The organism is Nocardioidaceae bacterium SCSIO 66511, assembly GCA_023100825.1.
Taxonomy (GTDB): Bacteria; Actinomycetota; Actinomycetes; order Propionibacteriales; family Nocardioidaceae; genus Solicola.
Window position 1 is genome coordinate 2,048,914 of the sequence record CP095846.1, and the last position, 19,355, is coordinate 2,068,268.

Consider the following 19,355-nt stretch of genomic DNA (forward strand, 5'->3'; position numbering starts at 1 on the left):
GTTGGCGCGAACCACGTTCGCGCCAACCGCCTTTCGTTGCACCGAGGGTGCCTTCTCGACGCTAGTTGGACTTGCGCATCGCGGATGTACCCACGGCGACGCCGAGTACGCAGACGATCGCCGCGGCCAATGCGCCGGCACCCATCGACTGCGCGTCGAAGCTCCCGTTGAACAGATCGCGCTCGGCCTCGATGATGTACGTGAGTGGGTTGAGGTCGGAGAGCGTACGCAGCCAGCCGGGTGCCCCGTCGAGCGGCAGCATCATGCCGGCGAGCAGCAGCACCGGGAACAGGAACGTCTGCTGCACGGTCCAGAAGATCCAGTCCTGACCCTTTGCCGCGAGCGCCAGCGCGTACGACAGCGAGCCGAGCCCGACACAGAACACCGACAGGATCACCAGGCCCACCAGCACACCGGGCAGGTGCAGCTCGAAGCTGAACGGCGTCACGATCGCCACGACGACGAACGCCTGCACGATCACCGGCACGATCTCCTTCAGCGCGCGCCCGATCAGCAGCGACGGGCGCGACAGCGGCGTGACCAGGGTGCGCTCATGGGAGCCGGTCTGCATCTCGAACAGCAGGTTCGATCCAGTCATCGATGCGCCGAACAGGCACGACATCGCGACCACCCCGGGTACGAACCACTGCAGCGCGCTTCCGGAGCCGAGTCCGGGTACGTCGGTGAGCAGCGGCGCGAAGAGTGCCAGGAAGAACAGCGGCTGGATCATCGAGAACACGACCGTGAACGGGTCGCGGATGACCGGGCGGAGCTCTCGGGTGAAGACGATTCCGGTGTCACGGATGAGGGTGGTCATGCTGCGATCTCCTCGCGGTCGGTGCCGACGGTGGCACTGGTGGTCGATTCGTCGTTGGCGGAGTGGCCCTCGCGCAGGCTGCGGCCGGTGAGGCCGAGGAAGACGTCGTCGAGGGTCGGCCGGGTGACATCGGCGGACCGAACGGTGATCCCGGCGGTGGAGAGATCGCCGATGAGTCGGGGAAGGAGCTCGGGTCCGCTTTCTGCGCGTACCTCCACTCCGGAGCCGGTACGTGCGACAGCCGCCGCGGGTATGGCGGTCGCTACTCGTGTCGCGGCGAGCGCCGCCGCGTCGTGACTGTCGAAGCCCAGGGCGATGCGGTCGCCGCCGAGATCGGCCTTCAGCCGCTCGGCGGTGTCATCGGCGACGATCCGGCCGTGGTCGACGACCACGATGCGCTCGGCGAGTGCATCCGCCTCATCGAGGTAATGCGTCGTGAGTACGACGGTCGTACCGAACCGCTCGCGGAGGGAGACGATGTGCTCCTGGAGGTTCGCGCGGTTCTGCGGATCGAGTCCGGTCGACGGCTCATCGAGAAACAGCAGCTCCGGTGCGTGGATGAGGCCCATCGCGATGTCGAGCCGGCGCCGCTGACCGCCCGACATCGTCGACACCTTTCGGTCTGCGACGCCGGCGAGATCGAGCGACTCGATCAGCTCTGCGGCCCGGGTACGAGCAGTACGCCGCGACAGCCCGTACGCCCGCCCCTGCGTGACCAACTCGTCGCGCCCGTGCTGCTGGTGACCGGCGCCGTTGCCTTGGCCGATGAAACCGATCCGCCGGCGTACGTGCTTGGGGTCGCCGGTGACATCGTGGCCGGCGACCATCGCCGTGCCCGACGTCGGAGCGATGAGCGTGGTCAGCATCCGCAATGTCGTGGATTTGCCTGCGCCGTTCGGGCCGAGTAGCGCCACCAGCTCGCCCGACTCGACCGCGAGGTCGAGGCCACGTACGGCCTCGACGGTCTGTTTGCCCGAGACGAAATGCCTGGTGAGTCCGTGGGTTTCGATCATCGTCGTGTTCATGTGGACTACGCTAGGAACGCTTTAGGCCAGTTAGTGTCCGCTATCGAGATCATCCTGGAAACATGTCTGGATCAAGCGCACGAATGCTCCGTCTGCTCTCCTTGTTGCAGACCCATCGCTATTGGCAGGGCACCGAGCTCGCCGATCGACTCGAGGTCAGCTCGCGCACCGTACGCCGCGACGTCGACCGCCTGCGTGAGCTCGGCTATCCGGTCGATGCCACGCGCGGTGCGACGGGCGGATACCAACTGCAGGCCGGCGCGTCCCTCCCGCCGCTGCTGCTCGAGGACGACGAGGCAGTTGCGATCGCCGTCGGCCTTCGTACGGCCGCGGGCGGCGTGGTGTCGGGTATCGAGGAGTCATCGGTACGCGCGCTCGCCAAGATCGTGCAGGTGATGCCGAAACGCCTCCGTCGAAGGGTCGACGCGCTGCAGGACTACACCGTGCCGGCCCCGCTGGCCGGGCCGACGATCGATGCCGTCGCACTCTCCACGCTCGCGCAGGCATGCCGCGACAGCGAGCGGCTGCGGTTCGCGTACACCCGGTACGACGGGGCTGCGGCCGACCGGCTGGTCGAACCCCACCGGCTCGTGTCCCTCGGGCGGCGTTGGTACCTCGTCGCATGGGATCTCGTACGTCACGACTGGCGGAGCTTTCGCGTCGATCGGCTCAGCGACCCGCAGCCGCAGGGAGTGCCGTTCAGACCGCGCGAGCTGCCTGCGGCGGATGCTGCCGAGTTCGTGCAGTCCGGTATTGCGGCCAGGCCGACGGAGTACGACGTACGGGTGGTCATCGAGGCGCCGGCCGAGGAGGTACGCCGCGTCGTACGCCGCTGGGGCGAGGTCGAGGAGCTCGGCGCGGACTCGTGTCGGCTCCTGATGAGCGTCGACGACCTCGAATGGCCCGGGCTCGTTGTCGCGTCAGTCGGCGCCGAGTTCACCGTGGAGGCACCCGAGGAACTACGTACGTACGTTCGCGAGGTGAGCGAACGATTCGGTCGTGCCGCGAGTCGCTCCCGTTGACTCAGAACTCGTCGATGGTGGCCTTGTCGCCACAGATGGAGACCACGACGTAGAACCCGCGCTGCAGACCGAACCTGTCGCCGACCCTGAGGTCGGTCGCATGTTTGCGTTCGACGCTCGACGACTTGCCGAGGTCGAACGTGACGGTCGGCTTCTTCGCGTCGAAATCTGCCGAGTCGAACGCCACGGTGCTGCCACCCGGCAGTTTTGTGGCCTTCGTACCCACAGCGATCGCGCCCTTGCCGTCACCGGTGCACTCGTTCTCGGCGCCGGCGTGAGTCGCCGAATCGGACGCTTCGTCGTTCGTTGGTTCTTCGGCATCGGAGTCGTTGCTGCAACCGGCAAGGGCGGCCACGGCCAACAGGAGCGCCGCTGCGGTGCGTACGCCTGACGTTGGAGCGCCCACGCCCGGCCGCCTCACGCGCTCGGTGTGGGGTAGCCCTCGGACGGTTGGACGACCACGAAACCCGGGCCGTGGAACGCGTACTGCACGGCCTCGCCCGAGCCACCGCGCAGCATCGACTTCACGTTCATGCTGTTGGTGACGTTCGGAGTCAGGTTCGCCGACCAGCAGACCGCGGCCTGCGTATCGACGTACGTCGGCTGTTGCGAACAGTCCAGGATCGTCGGCGTGCCGTGCGATGTCAGCGCGACCATGCCCTGGCCCTGGACGAGCGTGTTGAACAGCCCGCCGGTCGCGATACCAGCACCCTTCGTACGGTGCACATCCCATTGCAAGGCGGCATCGAAGGCCAGGATCGAGGTGCCGTTGACGCTGATCCCGTCGCCTTCCAAGGCGATCAAGAAGATGTCGCTCGCGGTGTCGGCGAAGAAGACCTCGCCCTGGCCGCTCACCCGCATCAGTGGGGTGTCTTCGCTGGTCATTGCCCGCTTCACGAATTTCGCGACGCTGCCCGAGCCCTCGTGATGGAACTGGACCTGGCCCTGGTACGCGACCATCGCCCCCTTCGCGGCAAGCACATCGGGGCCGAGCGTCACTTTCAGGAGCTTCTTGTTCTGCAGGGCGAATCGATCGGCGGTCTGGATCTCGTTATGGGCCTGGGTGAAGAGGTCGCTTCGCATGGCCGCCATTATGGATGCGGTACGGGGCCGATCGACGGCGACCCCGCTATGAACCTTCAGACGGACGGAGCAGCATGTCGAATCCGGATGCCGACGACCTTGCCCGCCGCTGCGCCGAGCAGATGTGGTCGACCGATAAAGCGAGTCAGCATCTCGGGATGCGGATCCTCGAGGTACGCGCCGGGTACGCGATGCTGTCGATGGAGGTCACCGAGCTGATGGTCAACGGCCACGACATCTGCCACGGCGGCTACATCGCCACGCTCGCCGACAGCGCCTTCGCGTTCGCCTGCAACAGCCACGACGACGTGACGGTCGCGGCCGGATTCGACATCGCGTTCCTGGCTCCCGGGCGACTCGGCGATGAGCTGCGCGCAGTAGCGGCGGAGCGTACGCGCACGGGCCGCAACGGGATCTACGACGTCACGGTCTTCCGTGGCGCAGGCGAGGATGCAGAGCGGATCGCCGAGTTCCGCGGTCGGAGCCGCTCGCTCGGCCGCCCCCTTCTCAACCGCTGATTCGTCACCCCCGCACGCCTGACTCGTCAGTCTCGCAGCGTAAGACTGACGACTCAGCGGGGCAGGACCGACGAGTCAGCGCATCAGGCGAAGGGGGGCCGCTCGTCGAGGCGTAGCGAACGCCGGCCCGCCCAACGCCACAGCCGTGCGGTGGCGTCGCGGTCGGCGTCGGTGACCAGATTGCCCATCACGCGCAGCGCGATCGTCATCAAGAAATGCGATCGCATCCCGATCGGGCCGAGTGCGGGCAGCAGCCGCGGCAGCGTGATCAGCCCCGCAAGTCGGCGAGCGATCGAGAAGGCCTCGCCGTACTGGCGCTGCAGCGTCGCGGGCCATCCGCATCGGAGGTCGTCGTCGGTCGCGAGCATCTCGGCGACGAGTCGACCGGTCTCCAGGCCATAGTCGATGCCCTCGCCGTTGAGGGGGTTCACGCATCCGGCGGCATCGCCGATCAAGGCCCAGTTCGGTCCGGACACTCCCGAGACGGCGCCTCCCATCGGGAGCAGCGCAGAGGTCGGTGCTCGCAAGTCGCCGTCGAGCTTCCACTCCGTACGGCGACTCTTCGCGTAGAACTGCATCAGCGGCCGCAGTGCGGCGTTTGCCGGACGCTTCTGTGTTGCGAGGGTTCCGACGCCGAGGTTCACTTCACCGTCGCCGAGCGGGAAGATCCAGCCGTACCCGGACAGCAGATCACCGCTCTCGCCGCGGAGCTCGAGGTGCGAGGAGATCCAGGGATCGTCGCTGCGTTCGGAGCGTACGTAGCTGCGTGCCGCGACGCCGTACGCGGTCGAGCGATGCCACGCACGCCCGAGCATTCTGCCGAGCGGGGAGCGAACGCCGTCGGCCACGACGAGGCGCCGGCATTCGATCGTGTTGGTCTCACCGTCGCCGCTTCGGAAGACGACCCCGCTGACCCGGTCACCGTCGCGTCGTATGTCGACCGCGCGTGCGTCATCGACCGCACGGGCACCGGCTTTGACGGCACAGGTGCGAATGCGGTCATCGAGCTCGGTGCGGCGGACGGCGGAGCCGTAGTCGGGAAGCGACCCACCCGGCCAAGGCAACATCAGCTCCTGACCGAACCCGTTGGCGCGTAGGCCGCGATTGGTGCCGTGCGAGCGGATCCATTGATCGAGGCCGAGCCCGTCGAGCTCCTTGATGGCACGCGGAGTGAGCCCGTCGCCGCACGTCTTGTCGCGGGGGAACACCGCGGCATCGGCGAGGACGACATCGAGCTCATGCGCCGCAGCCCAGGCTGCCGCGGCAGCACCGGCCGGGCCGGCGCCGACGACGAGGACGTCGGTACGGTCGGGGGAGTCGCTCACGTACCAAGTGTCTCAGGCCGGGCACCCCGAAGCACGGCACGGGTCATGGGACCGGTCGTGCCGAGGCTGCGGCCGTCGTCAGGCGCGGCTGATCCGAATGATCTCGAGCTCGGAGTTCTTCTTGCCCATTGCGCGGATGATCTCCAGCTCGCGCGCGTTGTCGGCACGCAGCGTGGCAGTGTGGCGCTTCGGGCTCTGTCGGATGATCTCGAGTTCGCTGTCGGCGCCTTGCCGGATGATCTCCAGCTCACGTTGTGCGCCGGTTTTGACGACGACATCGGAGGCGGAGTCGGGGCGTGGTGCTGCGTGGGCACTCGCCGGGATGAGTGCCGCAGTGGTAGCCACGGCGACCAGGGCGGCCGCGCCGGCGGTCAACTTTGTCGCTCTCATGCCAGATATGTATACCCGGTTTGGGTGGAATGTAAACCCGTGGCGAGCGCAGGGCAGGCGAACGCAGCGTGACAGCTCGACCACATACGCGGGCACACGAAAGCGCCACCGTGGTGACCACGGTGGCGTCGTACGCGATGCGCAGTGCTCAGTCGTCGGCCGAGATCAGGCCGCGCTGGTAGGCCTTGACGAGCCGTCGCGGAACCTGGATCTCGCGGCCGTTGACGTTGACGGGCACGAGATCGGCCGGCGTAGCCTTCCACTGCGAGCGTCGCGACCGCGTATTGGATCGGGACATCTTGCGCTTGGGGACAGCCATCGTGTTTTCCTTCGAGGTCGACTTGGCGATGCCAACGGTCTTGGCCACATGCCAGGTTGCCAAGGCGCGGCGGACCGGTCACCCTGACCGAAACACTTTATCAGGGCGGCCGCGCCGTACCCAATTCGGTGCGGCTCCTCGTTGCGGCGATAGCCTCACGCGGTGACCATTCGCGAGCGTGTAGGCGATGCGGTGCGTGACTTGGCGCCGGTCTACTTCGCGGTGGTGATGGCCAGCGGGGCGATTTCGATCGCCGCACACGAGGCGGGCATCGCGTACGTCTCGGATGCGTTGTACGTCATCGCCGCGGCGGCGTACGCCGTGCTGCTCGTGATGACGGTGTTGCGTGTCGTCGCGTACCCCGGCCAGGTGCTTGCCGACGCTCGCAACCCGCGTCGCTCGTTCGGCTTCTTCACCCTGGTTGCGGGGTCCTGTGTACTGGCGGACCGGTTCGTCGTCGCCGGCCTGGACGCGCTCGCGTACGTGCTCCTCATCGCTTCGGGCGCGGTGTGGCTCGTGCTGGGATATCTGTTGCCCTGGCTCGCGCTCGCCCGGCGCGACGAGCACTCTGCGCACGAACAGGCGGACGGGTCGTGGTTCATCTGGGCGGTCGCATCCCAGGCGGTCGCGGTGCTGGCGGCAACACTCGAGCCTTCGGCCGGCGCGAGTCAGCATGCGCTCGCGTTCCTCGGGTTCGTCGCCTGGGCGGTCGGTTGCTTTCTGTACGTCTGTGCCGTCGTCCTCGTGGGCCTGCGGCTGGTCTTGTACGACGTATCGCCGGAGGATCTCTCGCCGTCGTACTGGGTGGCAATGGGAGCGGCGTCGATCACCGTGCTCGCCGGGGTACGCGTCGCGGACATGCGTACGGACGTGATCGTCAGCGTGGTGCACGATCTGGCGACGGGTGTGTCGATGATGTTCTGGGCGTTCGCTACCTGGCTGTTTCCGGCCCTGGTTGCGGCGGGCTGGTGGCGGCACCGTGTGCACAGTGTTCCGCTCTCGTACGAGCCCGGCCTCTGGAGCATGGTCTTTCCCCTTGGCATGTACTCCCTCGCTAGCTTGTCGCTCGGCGACGGTGCGGGGTTGGACTGGATCGCCGCGATCGGGCGCGGCGAACTGTGGTTCGCGCTCGTGGTGTGGGCGCTCGTCGCGCTCGCAATGGCACGGCACCTGTTCGCGCGCCGAAACGCGCCATGAGCCGACCGCGATGTGCCGGTACGGCGGCGCTCAGCCGGCGATAGCGGCGCGACCGGCCTCGAGCCGGGCGACGGGTACGCGGAACGGTGAGCAGGACACGTAGTCGAGCCCGACTTCGTGGAAGAAGTGCACCGACAGCGGGTCGCCGCCGTGCTCGCCGCACACACCGAGCTTGAGGTCGGGCTTCGTCGCACGGCCCTCCTCGGCCGCGATGCGGACGAGTCGCCCGACGCCGTCGCCGTCTATCGACTCGAAGGGAGACACGGTGAAAACGCCTTGCTCGAGGTACGCCGCGAAGAACGCCGCCTCCACGTCGTCGCGGGAGAATCCCCAGGCCGTCTGGGTGAGGTCGTTCGTACCGAACGAGAAGAAGTCGGCCTCGTCGGCGATCCGGAACGACGTGAGCGCGGCCCGCGGCAGCTCGATCATGGTGCCGATCGGGATGTCGAGCTCGACGCCCTCAGTCTGTGCGACCTCGGCGACCACGTGGCCGACCTGCTGACGTATCAGGTGCAGCTCCATCACCGATCCGACGAGCGGGATCATGATCTCTGCGCGCGGTGTGCCGCCGGCCTTGATCCGAGCGGCCGACGCCTCGGCGACGGCGCGTACCTGCATGCCGAACAGGCCGGGTACGACGATGCCGAGGCGTACGCCGCGCAGACCAAGCATCGGGTTGGACTCGTGCAGACGCTCGATCGCCTCCAGCAGCCGGATGTCGTCGGGGTCGGGCTCGCCGCGCTCGCGCGCGACCGCCACCTTGACCGACAGCTCCGTGCGGTCGGGAAGGAACTCGTGGAGCGGCGGGTCGATCAACCGGATCGTGACGGGATCGCCGTCCATGGACGCCAGGAGATGTTCGAAGTCCGTGCGCTGCAACGGAAGGAGCGTGTCGAGTGCGGACTTCAGCTCTTGCGGTGTGTTCGCCAGGATCACGCGCTCGATCAGCGGGCGTCGTTCGCCGAGGAACATGTGCTCGGTGCGGCACAGGCCGACGCCTTGCGCGCCGAGGGTACGCGCACGTCCGGCGTCGTCGGCGGTGTCGGCGTTGGCGCGTACCCGCAGCCGACGTACCTCGTCGGCGTGCCGCAGCAGCCGGTCGACGGCGGGCACGAGCGCGTCGTCGGAGCCGGACTCAGACTGTGCGGCCGCGACCCCGTCGGTGAGATAACGCATCACGGGGCTGGGCACGACGGGCACCTCGCCGGCGAACACCTCGCCGGTCGTACCGTCGATGCTGATCGACTGGCCCTCCTCGACGACGACATCGCCGCACACGATGCGCGAGTTGGCGGCGTCGACCTCGACGGCCTCGGCGCCGACGACACAAGTGCGGCCCATACCGCGCGCGACGACTGCGGCGTGTGACGTCTTGCCGCCGCGGCTGGTGAGAATGCCCGCGGCCGCGATCATGCCCTCGAGGTCGTCCGGGTTGGTCTCCTTGCGTACGAGGACCACCGGTCCGGACTTCGCCTGCTCGACCGCGCGCTGGGGATCGAGTACGACCGTACCGACGGCGGCGCCGGGGGAGGCGCCCATCGCAGTCGTCAGCAGCGTGCGTTCGGCGACCGGGTCGAACTGGGAGAACATCAGCTGGGCGAGCTGGTCGCCGGTGACGCGCGACAGAGCTTCGTCCATCGTGATGACGTTCTCGTCGACGAGCTGCGTCGCGATCCGGAACGCCGCGGGAGCCGTCCGCTTGCCGACGCGGGTCTGCAACATCCACAACTTGCCGCGCTCGACGGTGAACTCGATATCGCACAGATCGCGATAGTGCGCTTCGAGCAGCCGGATCACTCGCTGCAGCTCGTCGTACGAAGCGGGGTCGAGCTCGCGCATCTCGTCAAGCGACAAGGTGTTGCGGATGCCCGCCACGACGTCCTCGCCTTGCGCGTCGGGGAGGTAGTCGCCGTACGCGCCGGCCGCACCGGTGGCCGGATCGCGGGTGAAGGCGACGCCTGTGCCGCTGTCGGCGCCGAGGTTGCCGAAGACCATCGTGCACACGTTGACGGCGGTGCCGAGTGCGTCGGGAATCCGCTCGCGGCGGCGATAGACCCGCGCTCGCGGGGTGTTCCACGATGCGAAGACGGCCTCGATGCAGGCGGTCAGCTGGTCGGTCGGGTTCTGCGGGAACGCCGCACCGGACTCGGTTGCGATGATCTGTTTGTACGTGTCCACGAGCGTGCGCATGTCGTCGGCGTCGAGGTCGACGTCGGCGGAGACGCCCCGCGCGGACTTGCGCTCCTCCAAGGCATCGGAGAATGCGGCGCCGTCGATGTCGAGCACCGTGCGACCGAACATCTGCAACAGGCGCCGGTACGAGTCGTACGCGAACCGATCGTTGCCGCTCGCCTCCGCGAGCCCGAGCACGGATTCGTCGTTGAGGCCGACGTTGAGGACCGTCTCCATCATTCCGGGCATCGAGAACTTCGCACCCGAGCGCACGCTGACCAACAGCGGGTCGCGACGGTCGCCGAGGCGTTTGCCGAGGCGGTTCTCGAGTCGCAGCATCGCGCTGCGTACCTGCACCGGAAGCTCCGGCGGCACGTGACCGCGCTCCAGGAACGCACGGCACGCCTCGGTGGTGATCGTGAACCCCGGTGGCACCGGCAAACCCATTCGCGTCATCTCGGCGAGGTTGGCGCCCTTGCCGCCGAGAAGGTCCTTCTGGTCCTTGTCGCCCGTCTCGAACGGCTGGACGTACTCGGTCATCGGCTGCTCCTGCGGAATCGGGGATTCTCGGAGCATAGGGCACCGCGTCCGCGCCGCGCCGGGCGATCTGTCGGCGCGAAGCAGTCGACCCGAGCACCCCCGTCGGTGCTCGGGCCGACTCACGCACGGCCTACTCGTACGCGGCGCGCACGAAACCGATGCAGAACGTCAGATCGCCCAAGTGGTTGGCATTGACCGACCACGCGTTCATCTCTGTCGCGGTGGGCCAGATTCCGGCGGAGAACAGTTGATCGCCCTCCAGTTGGTCGTTACCGCTGATGTTGAAGGAGTTGCTGGTGCTCCCGAGGCCGTTGGTCGTGACCGTGCCTCGTCCGAATTCGGCCGGACCGGGATCGCGTTTCCAGAAGTGGTTGGACCAGGTCCAGTTGCCGTCTGAGTCGCCCCAAAGGGTCATCTCCGAGCAGTCCAGCGCAACCGTCGCCTCGCCCTCGTCTGCGCCCCCTCCGGTCGTGGGCGCCTGCGCAGGCTGGAGGTCGGAGCGTTGGAGTCCGGCGGCCTTCAGCGCCTGCAGTGGCTCGAGTTTTCGCCCGGACTCCCACTGTTTGCGCAGTTCGGCTGCCTGCTCAGGCGTCAGCTCGGTGGCCATTGTCTTTGCGCGGACGTCAGGTGTCTTACCCGGGTCGTCGGCAGTTGCGCTGCCCGCGGTGGCGCCGGCCGAGGCGCACGCCAGGACCGCGACAGCCGTGATCCGTGCTCCGGTCGAACGGAGTGTGTTCAGGTTCATGGTGGTTCCCCCATCGTTTGTCGGACGCCGTCACCGTCGCGTGCGGTGATATACGCACGGTTACGTTGCGATTACAGGCCCGAAAGTGGCGGCGGCACCGACTTGACCTGAACATAACTTCAGCTTCTAGGTTGCATCGAGAAAGGTTCGACAACGAGGGGAAAGAGGTCTGATGCAAGCGATCAGGGTGCATGAGTTCGGTGGTCCGGCGGTATTGATTCCTGAGGACGTTCCGGAGCCCGTTGCGGGGCGCGGTGAGGTCGTCGTGCGAATGGTCGCGAGCAACGTGGGCTACCTCGACACCTTGCTCCGCAGCGGCTGGGGTGGTGAGTTCTTCCCGATCGAGCTCCCGTACGTGCCTGGTGGGGGCGGCGCTGGTCGCGTACTCCACGTCGGGCCAGACGTGGACCCCGACTGGTTGGGGCGCCGGGTGGTCGCCCGCGTCTCCGGCGGGTACGCCGAACACGCCGTTGCCAAGGCGGAGGAGCTTGTCGATGTGCCCGAGCAAGTCCCGTGGCCCGAGGCGGCGGCGCTGGTCCATGACGGGGTCACCGCTCTCGGCCTCGTACTCGAGGGCAAGATCGTGGCCGGCGAATGGGTACTCGTCGCTGCCGCTACAGGTGGTGCCGGATCGTTGGTTGTCCAGCTCGCGCGTGCCGCGGGTGCACGGGTGATTGCGGCGGCCAGGGGAGCGCAGAAGCTCGCTCTGGCAGGCGAGCTGGGCGCCGAGGTGACGGTCGACTACTCGCTGCCCGGCTGGACCGACGACGTACGCAAGGCGGCCGGGGGCGACGGTGTCGCACTTGCCTTCGACGGTGCTGGCGGCGAGCTCGGCCGGGCGGCCTTCGACACCGTTGCCGATGGCGGGCGGTTCATCACGTACGGGAGCTCCAACGGCGACCTCGTCCAGATCGACGAGGAGGAGGCCACGCGCCGCGGGGTTCGCGCCGTCAGTTTGCTGGAGGCCGGCTCACCGGGGCTGGCGGTGATGCGGGCACGTCTCGCGGAGGCGCTCGAGTCGGTGGCGCAGGGGAGCCTCCGCCCGGTCATCGGGGCGAGTTTCCCGCTCGAGCGGGCCGCGGACGCGCACGCGTCGCTCGAGCAGCGCAAGACGATCGGCAAGTCCCTGCTGCTCGTGTGACCTGGGCTCGGCGGTCGGTTTGGCGGCGCCGGCGAGGCGTTCCGGCGCGTTACAGCGGCGGAATCTCCGGTGGCGTTGCCGCCGGGGTCGTTTCCAGATCACGGAGTACGAGCGACAGCGCGCGCTCCAACTGTGGGTCGTTGCCGGCGACGCGGTCGTGCGGCGCCATCACGACCTCGATATCGGGGTCGACACCGTGGTTCTCGACTCCCCAGCCGAAGTCCTCGAACCAGAACGAGTAGCGCGGCTGCGTCACGCTGGTGCCGTCGACGAGGCTGTATCGGCCGTCGATGCCGACCACGCCACCCCAGGTACGGGTGCCGACGACCGGGCCGAGACCCAGCGACCGGATCGCGGCGGTGACGATGTCGCCGTCGGAGCCTGCGTACATGTCGGTCACGGTGACCATCGGTCCGCGGCGCGCATCGGCGGGGTACGACGTAGGGCCGACTCCGCGGGCGAGGTCCCAGCCGATGATCCGGCGGGCGAGCTTCTCGACGACCAGCTGCGAGGTGTGACCACCGCGGTTGCCGCGTACGTCGACGATCAGCCCCTCGAGTGCGAACTCGGTACGCAGGTCGCGGTGCAACTCCGCCCAGCCCTCGGACACCATGTCTGGCACATGTACGTAGCCGATCCGGCCGTCGCTGTTGTCGTGCACCCACCGACGCCGACCGGCGACCCAGTCCTGATAGCGCAACGGGAACTCGTCGGCGAGCGGTACGACGACGACGTTGCGGGTGTCGCCGTCGCGCCGTGCGATGGTCAGCTCGACAGGCTTGCCCGCGGAGCCGGCGAGACGTGCAGCGGGACCGGTCTGCGAGTCGACGGGACGCCCGTCGACGGCGATGATCGCATCGCCCGCAGTGACAGCGACCCCGGGCGCCGTCAGAGGCGAGCGTGCGGCACGTCGCGACGACTCACCCGGCACGATCCGGCCGGACACCCACCCGCGTACCCAGGTGCCGGCTTGACCCCAGAAGGTGAGCCGAGTGCTCGGCCCGCCGTCGACGGGCGCCACGTACACCTCCTTGGCACCGCCGCGCGTCGCAGTCCAGGCGATACGGGTGCCGTCGGGTGAGATACGCGGCGACTGCGCGGGCGTGTGGTCGGAGCTGACGCGGTACGCGCGCCCGCCGTCGTGCCGGTGGTGGTTGCTTACCAAGTAGACATGGTGACACCCCGCTTTGCATGGCAGATTCTCCATGCAAAGCGGGAGGTTGCCGTGCTCGCTGGTACGCCCGTGGCCACCGTGACAGGAGGTCAGTGAGTCAGCGCCCGCGCTTGCGTGCCTGCTTCGCTTCCCGGTCCAGCGCCCACGCATCCGCCACCGGACCCAGGTGGGCGAGCTTGTCCGGGCTGGCGACGCTGCGGATCGCCTGGATCTGCCCATCGAGCACATCGAGCGCCAGCGTGGCGAGTACCTTGTCGTCGCGATCGCGAACGATGGCGCCGGGCTGGCCGTTCACCTCGCGCTGGTCCATTCGTACGTCGAGCGTTGCGAGCACCGGGATGTTCAATGCGAGCACCCGCGCAACGTTGTCGGCTCCGACCACTGCGTTCGCGAACACGGGGGCCTTGCCTCCGCCGTCACCGACCATCTGGACGTCGGCGGCAAGGAGATCCTTAAGGGCACTGACATCGCCGTCGCGGATCGCGTCGAAGAAGCGGGCCGCGAGCGCCTCGCGTTCGCGCCTGTCGGCCTCGAACCGTGGTCGACCGTCGTCCATGTGCCGTCGTGCCCGGACCGCCAGTTGCCGCGCGGCCGCCTCGGAGCGTCCGACGGCAGCCGCGATCGCCGCGAAATCGAACCCGAACACGTCGCGAAGCACGAACACCGCGCGCTCCAGCGGGCTGAGGCGCTCCAGCAGCAACAGCGCGGCCATCGACAGCGAATCGGCCAGCTCGGCCGAGCGGTGCGGATCGTCATAGCTGTCGGTGAGGACGGGTTCGGGAAACCAGGGCCCGACGTACGCTTCGCGGCGTACGCGGGCAGATTTGAGTACGTCGATCGAGATCCGGGTCACGACCGCCGACAGGTACGCCTTGGCCGATGCGGGCTTCGCTCCGGCCGCCTCGTAGCGCAACCAGGTCTCCTGCACGGCGTCCTCGGCCTCGGCGACGCTGCCGAGGATGCGGTACGCGATGGCGAACAACAGCGGCCGCAGCTGCTCGAACTCGTCGATCCGGTGGTCGTCGCTCACGAGATCTCGACCTCGAATCCCTGCCGCCAGGACGGGTATTGCGGTTCCCACCCGAGCTCGCGTTTGGCCTTGGCGTTGGAGAACGCGCGGCCCTCGGTCATCATGCTCACCATCATCTCGCCTGCGAGCGGTCGCGCCAGCCAAGCCGGTATCCGCAATGGAGGCTTCGCTCCGGCACATCGCGCGAGGTGCGGCAGCCAAGCGCTTACCGGCGCAGGCTCGTCATCCACGATATTGAAGACTCCGGTCGCCTTCTGCTCCACCGCGAGGACGGTCGCCCGAGCGGCGTCGTCGACGTGGACCCAGGAGAAGTACCCGGTGCCACCGCCGACGATCGGCACCAGCCGTTTGCGTACGAAGCGCACCTGATCGTCATGAGACCCCGCCCCGTAGAACCCGCCGTAACGCAGTACGGCGCCGCCGGCGCGGACGACCACGTCCTCGAGATGGCGGATCGCCGCCGTACCTTCGGTCTCCTCGAGCGGATCGTCTTCGGTCTTCACCCATCCGCCCTCGTGCGCGCCGTTCATGCTCGCGTGCCCCTGCGCGACGACGTGGGAGACGCCGGTTGCCTCGGCCGCCGCGAGTAGATGGTCGATCCCGTCGGTGCGGAGACGGTTCGTCGGTGCGAAGAAGCGATCGGCCTTGCGCGGGTTCGCACTGCCGGCGTGTGCCTGTGACAGCCCCGTCATCTGGCTCACGATCACGTCGGGTGCGGCGGCAGCGACCGCCTCGCCGACCGCAGCCGCGTCCAGGCCGTCCATCACCACAGCCCGTGCGCCGAGGTCGCTCAACAGCCGGAGCTTGTCGGTTGTCGTCGTTGTCGCGGTGACGTCGTGGTCGCGGGCCACCAACTGCGCCACGAGCGGCCGCCCGATCACGCCGGTTCCGCCCGCTACGAAGACTCGCATCCTGATCACTCCTCGGCTTCGGAATCTGCCTCCACCACCCGAGACGAGTTGGCGACGTACCGAGTGACATGTCCGACGTAGGTCACCTGCGCCGCGCCTCCGCCGATACCGACGGCGAATCCCCGATGCTGGGGTTGCCGGGACCGCGTTGTCAGGGCCGGTCGCTACGGTCGCGGAGGAGGTGGAGCCATGAAGTTCATCGCAAGCGCCGACTGGCAGCTCGGCATGGCTGCTGCCTTTCTCGACGACGAAGCGCGGCCCCGCTACACCCAGGCGCGTTTCGATGCGATCGCCGCCATCATGACGCTCGCCGAGGCACGCGATGCGTCGTTCGTCGTGGTCGCGGGCGATGTGTTCGAGTCCAACCACCTCGATCGTTCCGTCCTCGCGCGGGCGTTCGAAGCGCTGCGTACGACCGACGTGCCGGTGTATCTGCTGCCCGGCAATCACGACCCGCTCGACGCCAGCTCGATTTACAGCTCGCGGCAGTTCCGCAGTGGGTGCCCGGCCCATGTCCACGTACTCGACTCGACCGAGCCGATGCCCGTCGACGGTGCTGACGTTGAGCTGGTCGGCGTCCCGTGGTTCACCAAACGCCCCCTGACCGATCTGGTCGCTGCCGCACTGGCGACGCTCGAGCCAGCAGGTACCCGACGAGTGCTCGTCGGCCACGGCCGCGTCGGCGCGCTGAACCCCGATCGCCATGACCCGGCGGTCGTCGATGAGACCGCGCTGCGGTCAGCGGTCGACGACGGCCGCATCTCGTTCGCCGTGCTCGGCGATCGCCACGCCACGTACGCCGTGAGCGATGCGATCTGGTACCCCGGCACCCCCGAGGTCACGGCGCGCCGCGAGGTAGACCCCGGCAACGTGCTGGTCGTCGACCTCGACGAGTCGGGCCCGAGTGTCGAGACGGTCACCGTCGGCGGGTGGACGTTCGCGGAGCACGCCGCCGAGCTCACCCACGACGCCGACGTCGATGCGCTCCAGCGCACTCTCGACGAGCGTACCGACAAGCACCGCACGGCGATCTGGCTCCGCCTCACCGGCAGCTTGTCCGTGGCCGGGCAGGCGCGGCTCGACGATGTGCTCGAGCGCGCCGGTGACGTGTACGCCCACGTCGCAGTCGTCGGCGGGCCCGGAGACCTGGTCGTCGTACCCGATGACCACGACTTCTCCGACCTGGCGCTCGTCGGTGCGTCGCGCTCGGCCGTCGACGACCTCGTCCGGCAGGCGAATGCCGACGGGCGAGACGCGCGTACCGCCCAGGATGCGCTCGGTCTGCTCTATCGACTCACCCGGAGCGACCGATGAGGATCCACCGCATCTCGCTCGAGCACTTCCGCGGCGTCGACTCCACCACGGTTGAGCTCGCCGACGGCGTGACGATCGTCGAGGGTCCCAACGAGGCGGGCAAGTCCACGATCGCCGAGGCGATCTCGCTGTTGTTCGACCACCGCGACTCCTCGCGCCGCCAAGAGGTACGCGCGGTGCACCAGGTCGGCGCCGATGTGGGTCCGTACGTCGAGGTCGAGCTCACGGTCGGCGACTACGAGGTGACGTACGCGAAACGCTTCCTGCGCCGTCCGTCGACCTCGCTGCACATCACTGCGCCGACGCCCGAGCAGCTCACCGGACGCGAAGCACATGAGCGGATGAGCACCATCCTGAAGGAGACGCTCGACGACGCCCTGTGGTCCGCGATGCGTGTCGCACAGGGTTCGTCGCTCGACCAGGCCGATCTCGCCGATGTGGGTGTGCTGCGTGCGGCGCTCGACGACGGGTCGTCCGACGGCGCCGCGGGCGAGTCCGATCAGGATCTCCTACGGCGCGTTGCCTCGGAATACACCCGGTACTTCACCCCCAACACCGGGCAGCCGACCGGTGAGCTCAGCGCGGCGGTCGACGCATATGAGTCGGCGCGCAGCGAGTATGACCGGCTGAGCGAGGAGCTCGAGTCGGTCGACGCGCACGTGCGCAGGTATGCCGCGATCGATGCCGAGGTCGACCGCCTTGGCGAGGAGGAGTCCGAGCACGCGGCCCGCCTCGCCGATGCGAGACGGCGCGAGCGGGGGCTCGGTGAGCTGCGCGCTTCCCATGAACACGCGGTCGCTGCCGTCGAGGCCGCGTCGATCCGGCTGCGCGATGCCGGCACCGCGGTCGGCGTCCGTTCTCAGCTCGTCTCCGAGCTGGGGGAGCGCCGCACCACCCTGACCGGGCTTGAAACGGAGGTGGCAGCGCGGCGTGACGACGTCACCGCGCTCGACCGCGAGGCCGACGAGGCCGCCGTACGCGCCCGCGAAGCTCGCGCAGAAGTACGCGAGCGCGAGGAGGCCTACCGGGCGGCGACCGATGCGGCGCACACGATCCGGCTCGGCCGTGAGGCGGCTGACCTGGAAGAACGCGTCGAGCGGGCCTCGCAGGCCCGTGCCGACGCCGTGACCGCCGAGTCGGTGCTGGCCGCAGTCCGCGTCGACGACGCGGGGCTCGAAGAAGTGGTCGAGCTCGAAGCGGCCGTACGTACCGCGACCGAGCTTCGCCGGCTCGGCGCATCGGTCCTCGACGTAGAGACGCTCGGCGACGCCGAGGTGCGCATCGACGGGGGCGACCCCGACGCGGATGGTCGTCGCGCCGTCGTCGCGCCGACGACCGTCGAGGTTCCCGGCGTCGTTCGGGTGACCGTCCGACCGGGCCGCGCCGACGACGAGCAGGCGGCCGAGGTCGAACGCGCCGAGGCGGCACTCGCCGCGGCTCTCGATGACGCCGGCGTCGCCGACGTACGCGCGGCTCGTGACGCGGTCGCTTCGGCTCGCGAAGCGCGGGCTGCGAGCGAGCTCGCCCGTGCCCGGATGCGCGACGCCCTCGGTGACGTCGATGACCTCGAGTCGCTCGCCGCAACCGCCGCTGCTACCCGCGAACGCCATACGGAGCTGAGCTCGCGTCACGACGGCGATATGCCGGAGTCGATCGCTGCGGCCGACGACCTTGCGACCATTGCGAGACACGCGTACGACGATGTATCGCGGGTCGTCGACGAGCTCGACGGGGTAGTCCGCGAACGCCAGTCCGCGCTCTCGTCCGCGCGGGAGGCATTGGCGAAATGCGAGCAACAGCATGAGGGCGAGTCCGTTGAGGCCGAACGCGTATCCGAGCGGCTGAGCACTGCCCGCGCCGAAACGAGTGACGACGAGCTGGACGAAGCCGTCGCCGATGCACGCACGGCTCTCGATGAGGCCGTCCACGAACGCGATCGGGCTGACGCCGCGCTCGCCGCGGCCGAACCCGACGTACTCGCCGAGCGTCTGGCCAACGCCGAGGCAGTCGGCGAGCGGCTGGCGCGCGCTCGCCGTGAGCTGGAGGATGAGAAGCAGCAGATCACCGGCAAGCTCGACGGGTTCGCATCTCGCGGACTGCACGATCAGCACGAGGCCGCCGCTGCGGCGCTCGAGCACGCAGAGAGCGAGCTCGCCCGCATCGAACGCCGCGCCGATGCGGCCAGATTGCTCTACGACACGCTTCGCGAGCATCGAGACACCGCGCGACGCCGGTACATCGCTCCGTACCGCGCCGCGATCGAAGGTCTCGGCCGGGTTGTGTTCGGTCCGGACCTCTCCGTCGAGATCACCGACGAGCTCACCATCGCGGCCCGCACGCTTGCCGGGCGTACGGTCTCCTTCGGCTCACTGTCCGGCGGCGCGCGGGAGCAGCTCGCGATCATCGGGCGACTCGCAGTCGCATCGCTGGTGGATCCCGCAGACGGGGCGCCACTGATTCTCGACGATGCTCTCGGCCACGCCGATCCCGAGCGACTCGAGCGGATTGCGGCGATCCTCAACCGTGCAGGAGAGCACCACCAGGTCATCGTGCTGACCTGCCACCCCGAACGCTTCCGCACGATGACGGCTGCGGCGACCGTGCGACTCGCCTCGGTGAGCCGCTGAGGGTC

At 68.5% G+C, this 19,355-nt stretch carries 17 protein-coding genes and 1 pseudogene; 6 read left to right on the forward strand and 12 right to left on the reverse strand.

The window, feature by feature from the left end:
* Positions 1-61: 61 nt before the first annotated feature.
* Positions 62-817 (reverse strand): ABC transporter permease, encoded by a 756-nt coding sequence (locus MU582_09595; GenBank protein ID UPK76875.1) that lies wholly within the window; start codon positions 815-817, stop codon positions 62-64.
* Positions 814-1,842: an ATP-binding cassette domain-containing protein gene (locus MU582_09600; protein ID UPK76876.1), complete on the reverse strand. Its 1,029-nt coding sequence runs from the start codon at positions 1,840-1,842 to the stop codon at positions 814-816. The genes MU582_09595 and MU582_09600 overlap by 4 nt, the downstream gene beginning before the upstream one ends.
* A gap of 62 nt (positions 1,843-1,904) precedes the next feature.
* On the opposite strand from MU582_09600, the gene MU582_09605 reads away from it, so the two are divergent.
* Entirely contained in the window at positions 1,905-2,864 is a 960-nt protein-coding gene (locus MU582_09605; protein UPK76877.1) for a YafY family transcriptional regulator, read from the forward strand.
* 1 nt (position 2,865) lies between these two features.
* On the opposite strand, the gene MU582_09610 is transcribed toward MU582_09605, so the two are convergent.
* Entirely contained in the window at positions 2,866-3,270 is a 405-nt protein-coding gene (locus MU582_09610; protein UPK76878.1) for a hypothetical protein, read from the reverse strand.
* A gap of 11 nt (positions 3,271-3,281) precedes the next feature.
* A complete protein-coding gene (locus tag MU582_09615; protein UPK76879.1) occupies positions 3,282-3,947 on the reverse strand; it encodes an AIM24 family protein in 666 nt (221 codons plus the stop codon).
* A 74-nt stretch (positions 3,948-4,021) separates the two neighbouring features.
* Between MU582_09615 and paaI the strand changes: the two genes are divergently transcribed.
* Positions 4,022-4,465: a hydroxyphenylacetyl-CoA thioesterase PaaI gene (gene paaI, locus MU582_09620; protein ID UPK76880.1), complete on the forward strand. Its 444-nt coding sequence runs from the start codon at positions 4,022-4,024 to the stop codon at positions 4,463-4,465.
* Between the two features lie 83 nt (positions 4,466-4,548).
* Here the strand turns inward: paaI and MU582_09625 are convergent, their stop codons facing one another.
* The 3 genes from MU582_09625 to rpmF all read right to left on the reverse strand — a co-directional run bounded on the left by MU582_09625 (position 4,549) and on the right by rpmF (position 6,499).
* Entirely contained in the window at positions 4,549-5,790 is a 1,242-nt protein-coding gene (locus MU582_09625) for a geranylgeranyl reductase family protein (protein ID UPK76881.1), read from the reverse strand.
* Between the two features lie 78 nt (positions 5,791-5,868).
* Positions 5,869-6,180 (reverse strand): hypothetical protein, encoded by a 312-nt coding sequence (locus tag MU582_09630; GenBank protein UPK76882.1) that lies wholly within the window; start codon positions 6,178-6,180, stop codon positions 5,869-5,871.
* 148 nt (positions 6,181-6,328) lie between these two features.
* The gene (gene rpmF, locus MU582_09635) at positions 6,329-6,499 is read right to left on the reverse strand and encodes a 50S ribosomal protein L32 (GenBank protein ID UPK76883.1); all 171 of its coding nucleotides are present in this window, start codon (positions 6,497-6,499) and stop codon (positions 6,329-6,331) included.
* Positions 6,500-6,661: 162 nt separating this feature from the next.
* On the opposite strand from rpmF, the gene MU582_09640 reads away from it, so the two are divergent.
* Complete coding sequence (locus tag MU582_09640; GenBank protein UPK76884.1) at positions 6,662-7,696, forward strand: tellurite resistance/C4-dicarboxylate transporter family protein; 1,035 nt, start codon at positions 6,662-6,664, stop codon at positions 7,694-7,696.
* A 30-nt stretch (positions 7,697-7,726) separates the two neighbouring features.
* Here MU582_09640 and ppdK read toward each other — a convergent pair whose 3' ends face one another.
* Together ppdK and MU582_09650 are read right to left on the reverse strand one after the other, a co-directional pair.
* The gene (gene ppdK / locus MU582_09645; GenBank protein ID UPK76885.1) at positions 7,727-10,408 is read right to left on the reverse strand and encodes a pyruvate, phosphate dikinase; all 2,682 of its coding nucleotides are present in this window, start codon (positions 10,406-10,408) and stop codon (positions 7,727-7,729) included.
* 130 nt (positions 10,409-10,538) lie between these two features.
* Complete coding sequence (locus MU582_09650) at positions 10,539-11,153, reverse strand: hypothetical protein (protein ID UPK76886.1); 615 nt, start codon at positions 11,151-11,153, stop codon at positions 10,539-10,541.
* 172 nt (positions 11,154-11,325) lie between these two features.
* On the opposite strand from MU582_09650, the gene MU582_09655 reads away from it, so the two are divergent.
* Entirely contained in the window at positions 11,326-12,294 is a 969-nt protein-coding gene (locus MU582_09655) for a zinc-binding dehydrogenase (GenBank protein UPK76887.1), read from the forward strand.
* A 49-nt stretch (positions 12,295-12,343) separates the two neighbouring features.
* On the opposite strand, the pseudogene MU582_09660 reads toward MU582_09655, so the two are convergent.
* The 3 genes and pseudogenes from MU582_09660 to MU582_09670 all read right to left on the reverse strand — a co-directional run bounded on the left by MU582_09660 (position 12,344) and on the right by MU582_09670 (position 15,409).
* Positions 12,344-13,231: pseudogene (locus MU582_09660) on the reverse strand (S41 family peptidase).
* 334 nt (positions 13,232-13,565) lie between these two features.
* Positions 13,566-14,498 carry an RNA polymerase sigma-70 factor gene (locus MU582_09665; GenBank protein ID UPK76888.1) on the reverse strand — a complete coding sequence of 311 codons (933 nt, stop codon included), beginning with the start codon at positions 14,496-14,498 and terminating at the stop codon, positions 13,566-13,568.
* Positions 14,495-15,409 (reverse strand): NAD(P)-dependent oxidoreductase, encoded by a 915-nt coding sequence (locus MU582_09670; GenBank protein UPK76889.1) that lies wholly within the window; start codon positions 15,407-15,409, stop codon positions 14,495-14,497. The genes MU582_09665 and MU582_09670 overlap by 4 nt, the downstream gene beginning before the upstream one ends.
* A 189-nt stretch (positions 15,410-15,598) precedes the next feature.
* Here MU582_09670 and MU582_09675 point away from each other — a divergent pair, with 189 nt between their 5' ends.
* Together MU582_09675 and MU582_09680 are read left to right on the forward strand one after the other, a co-directional pair.
* A complete protein-coding gene (locus MU582_09675) occupies positions 15,599-16,723 on the forward strand; it encodes a metallophosphoesterase (GenBank protein ID UPK76890.1) in 1,125 nt (374 codons plus the stop codon).
* Positions 16,720-19,350: an AAA family ATPase gene (locus tag MU582_09680; GenBank protein ID UPK76891.1), complete on the forward strand. Its 2,631-nt coding sequence runs from the start codon at positions 16,720-16,722 to the stop codon at positions 19,348-19,350. Before MU582_09675 ends, MU582_09680 begins: the two co-directional genes overlap by 4 nt.
* Positions 19,351-19,355: the final 5 nt, after the last annotated feature.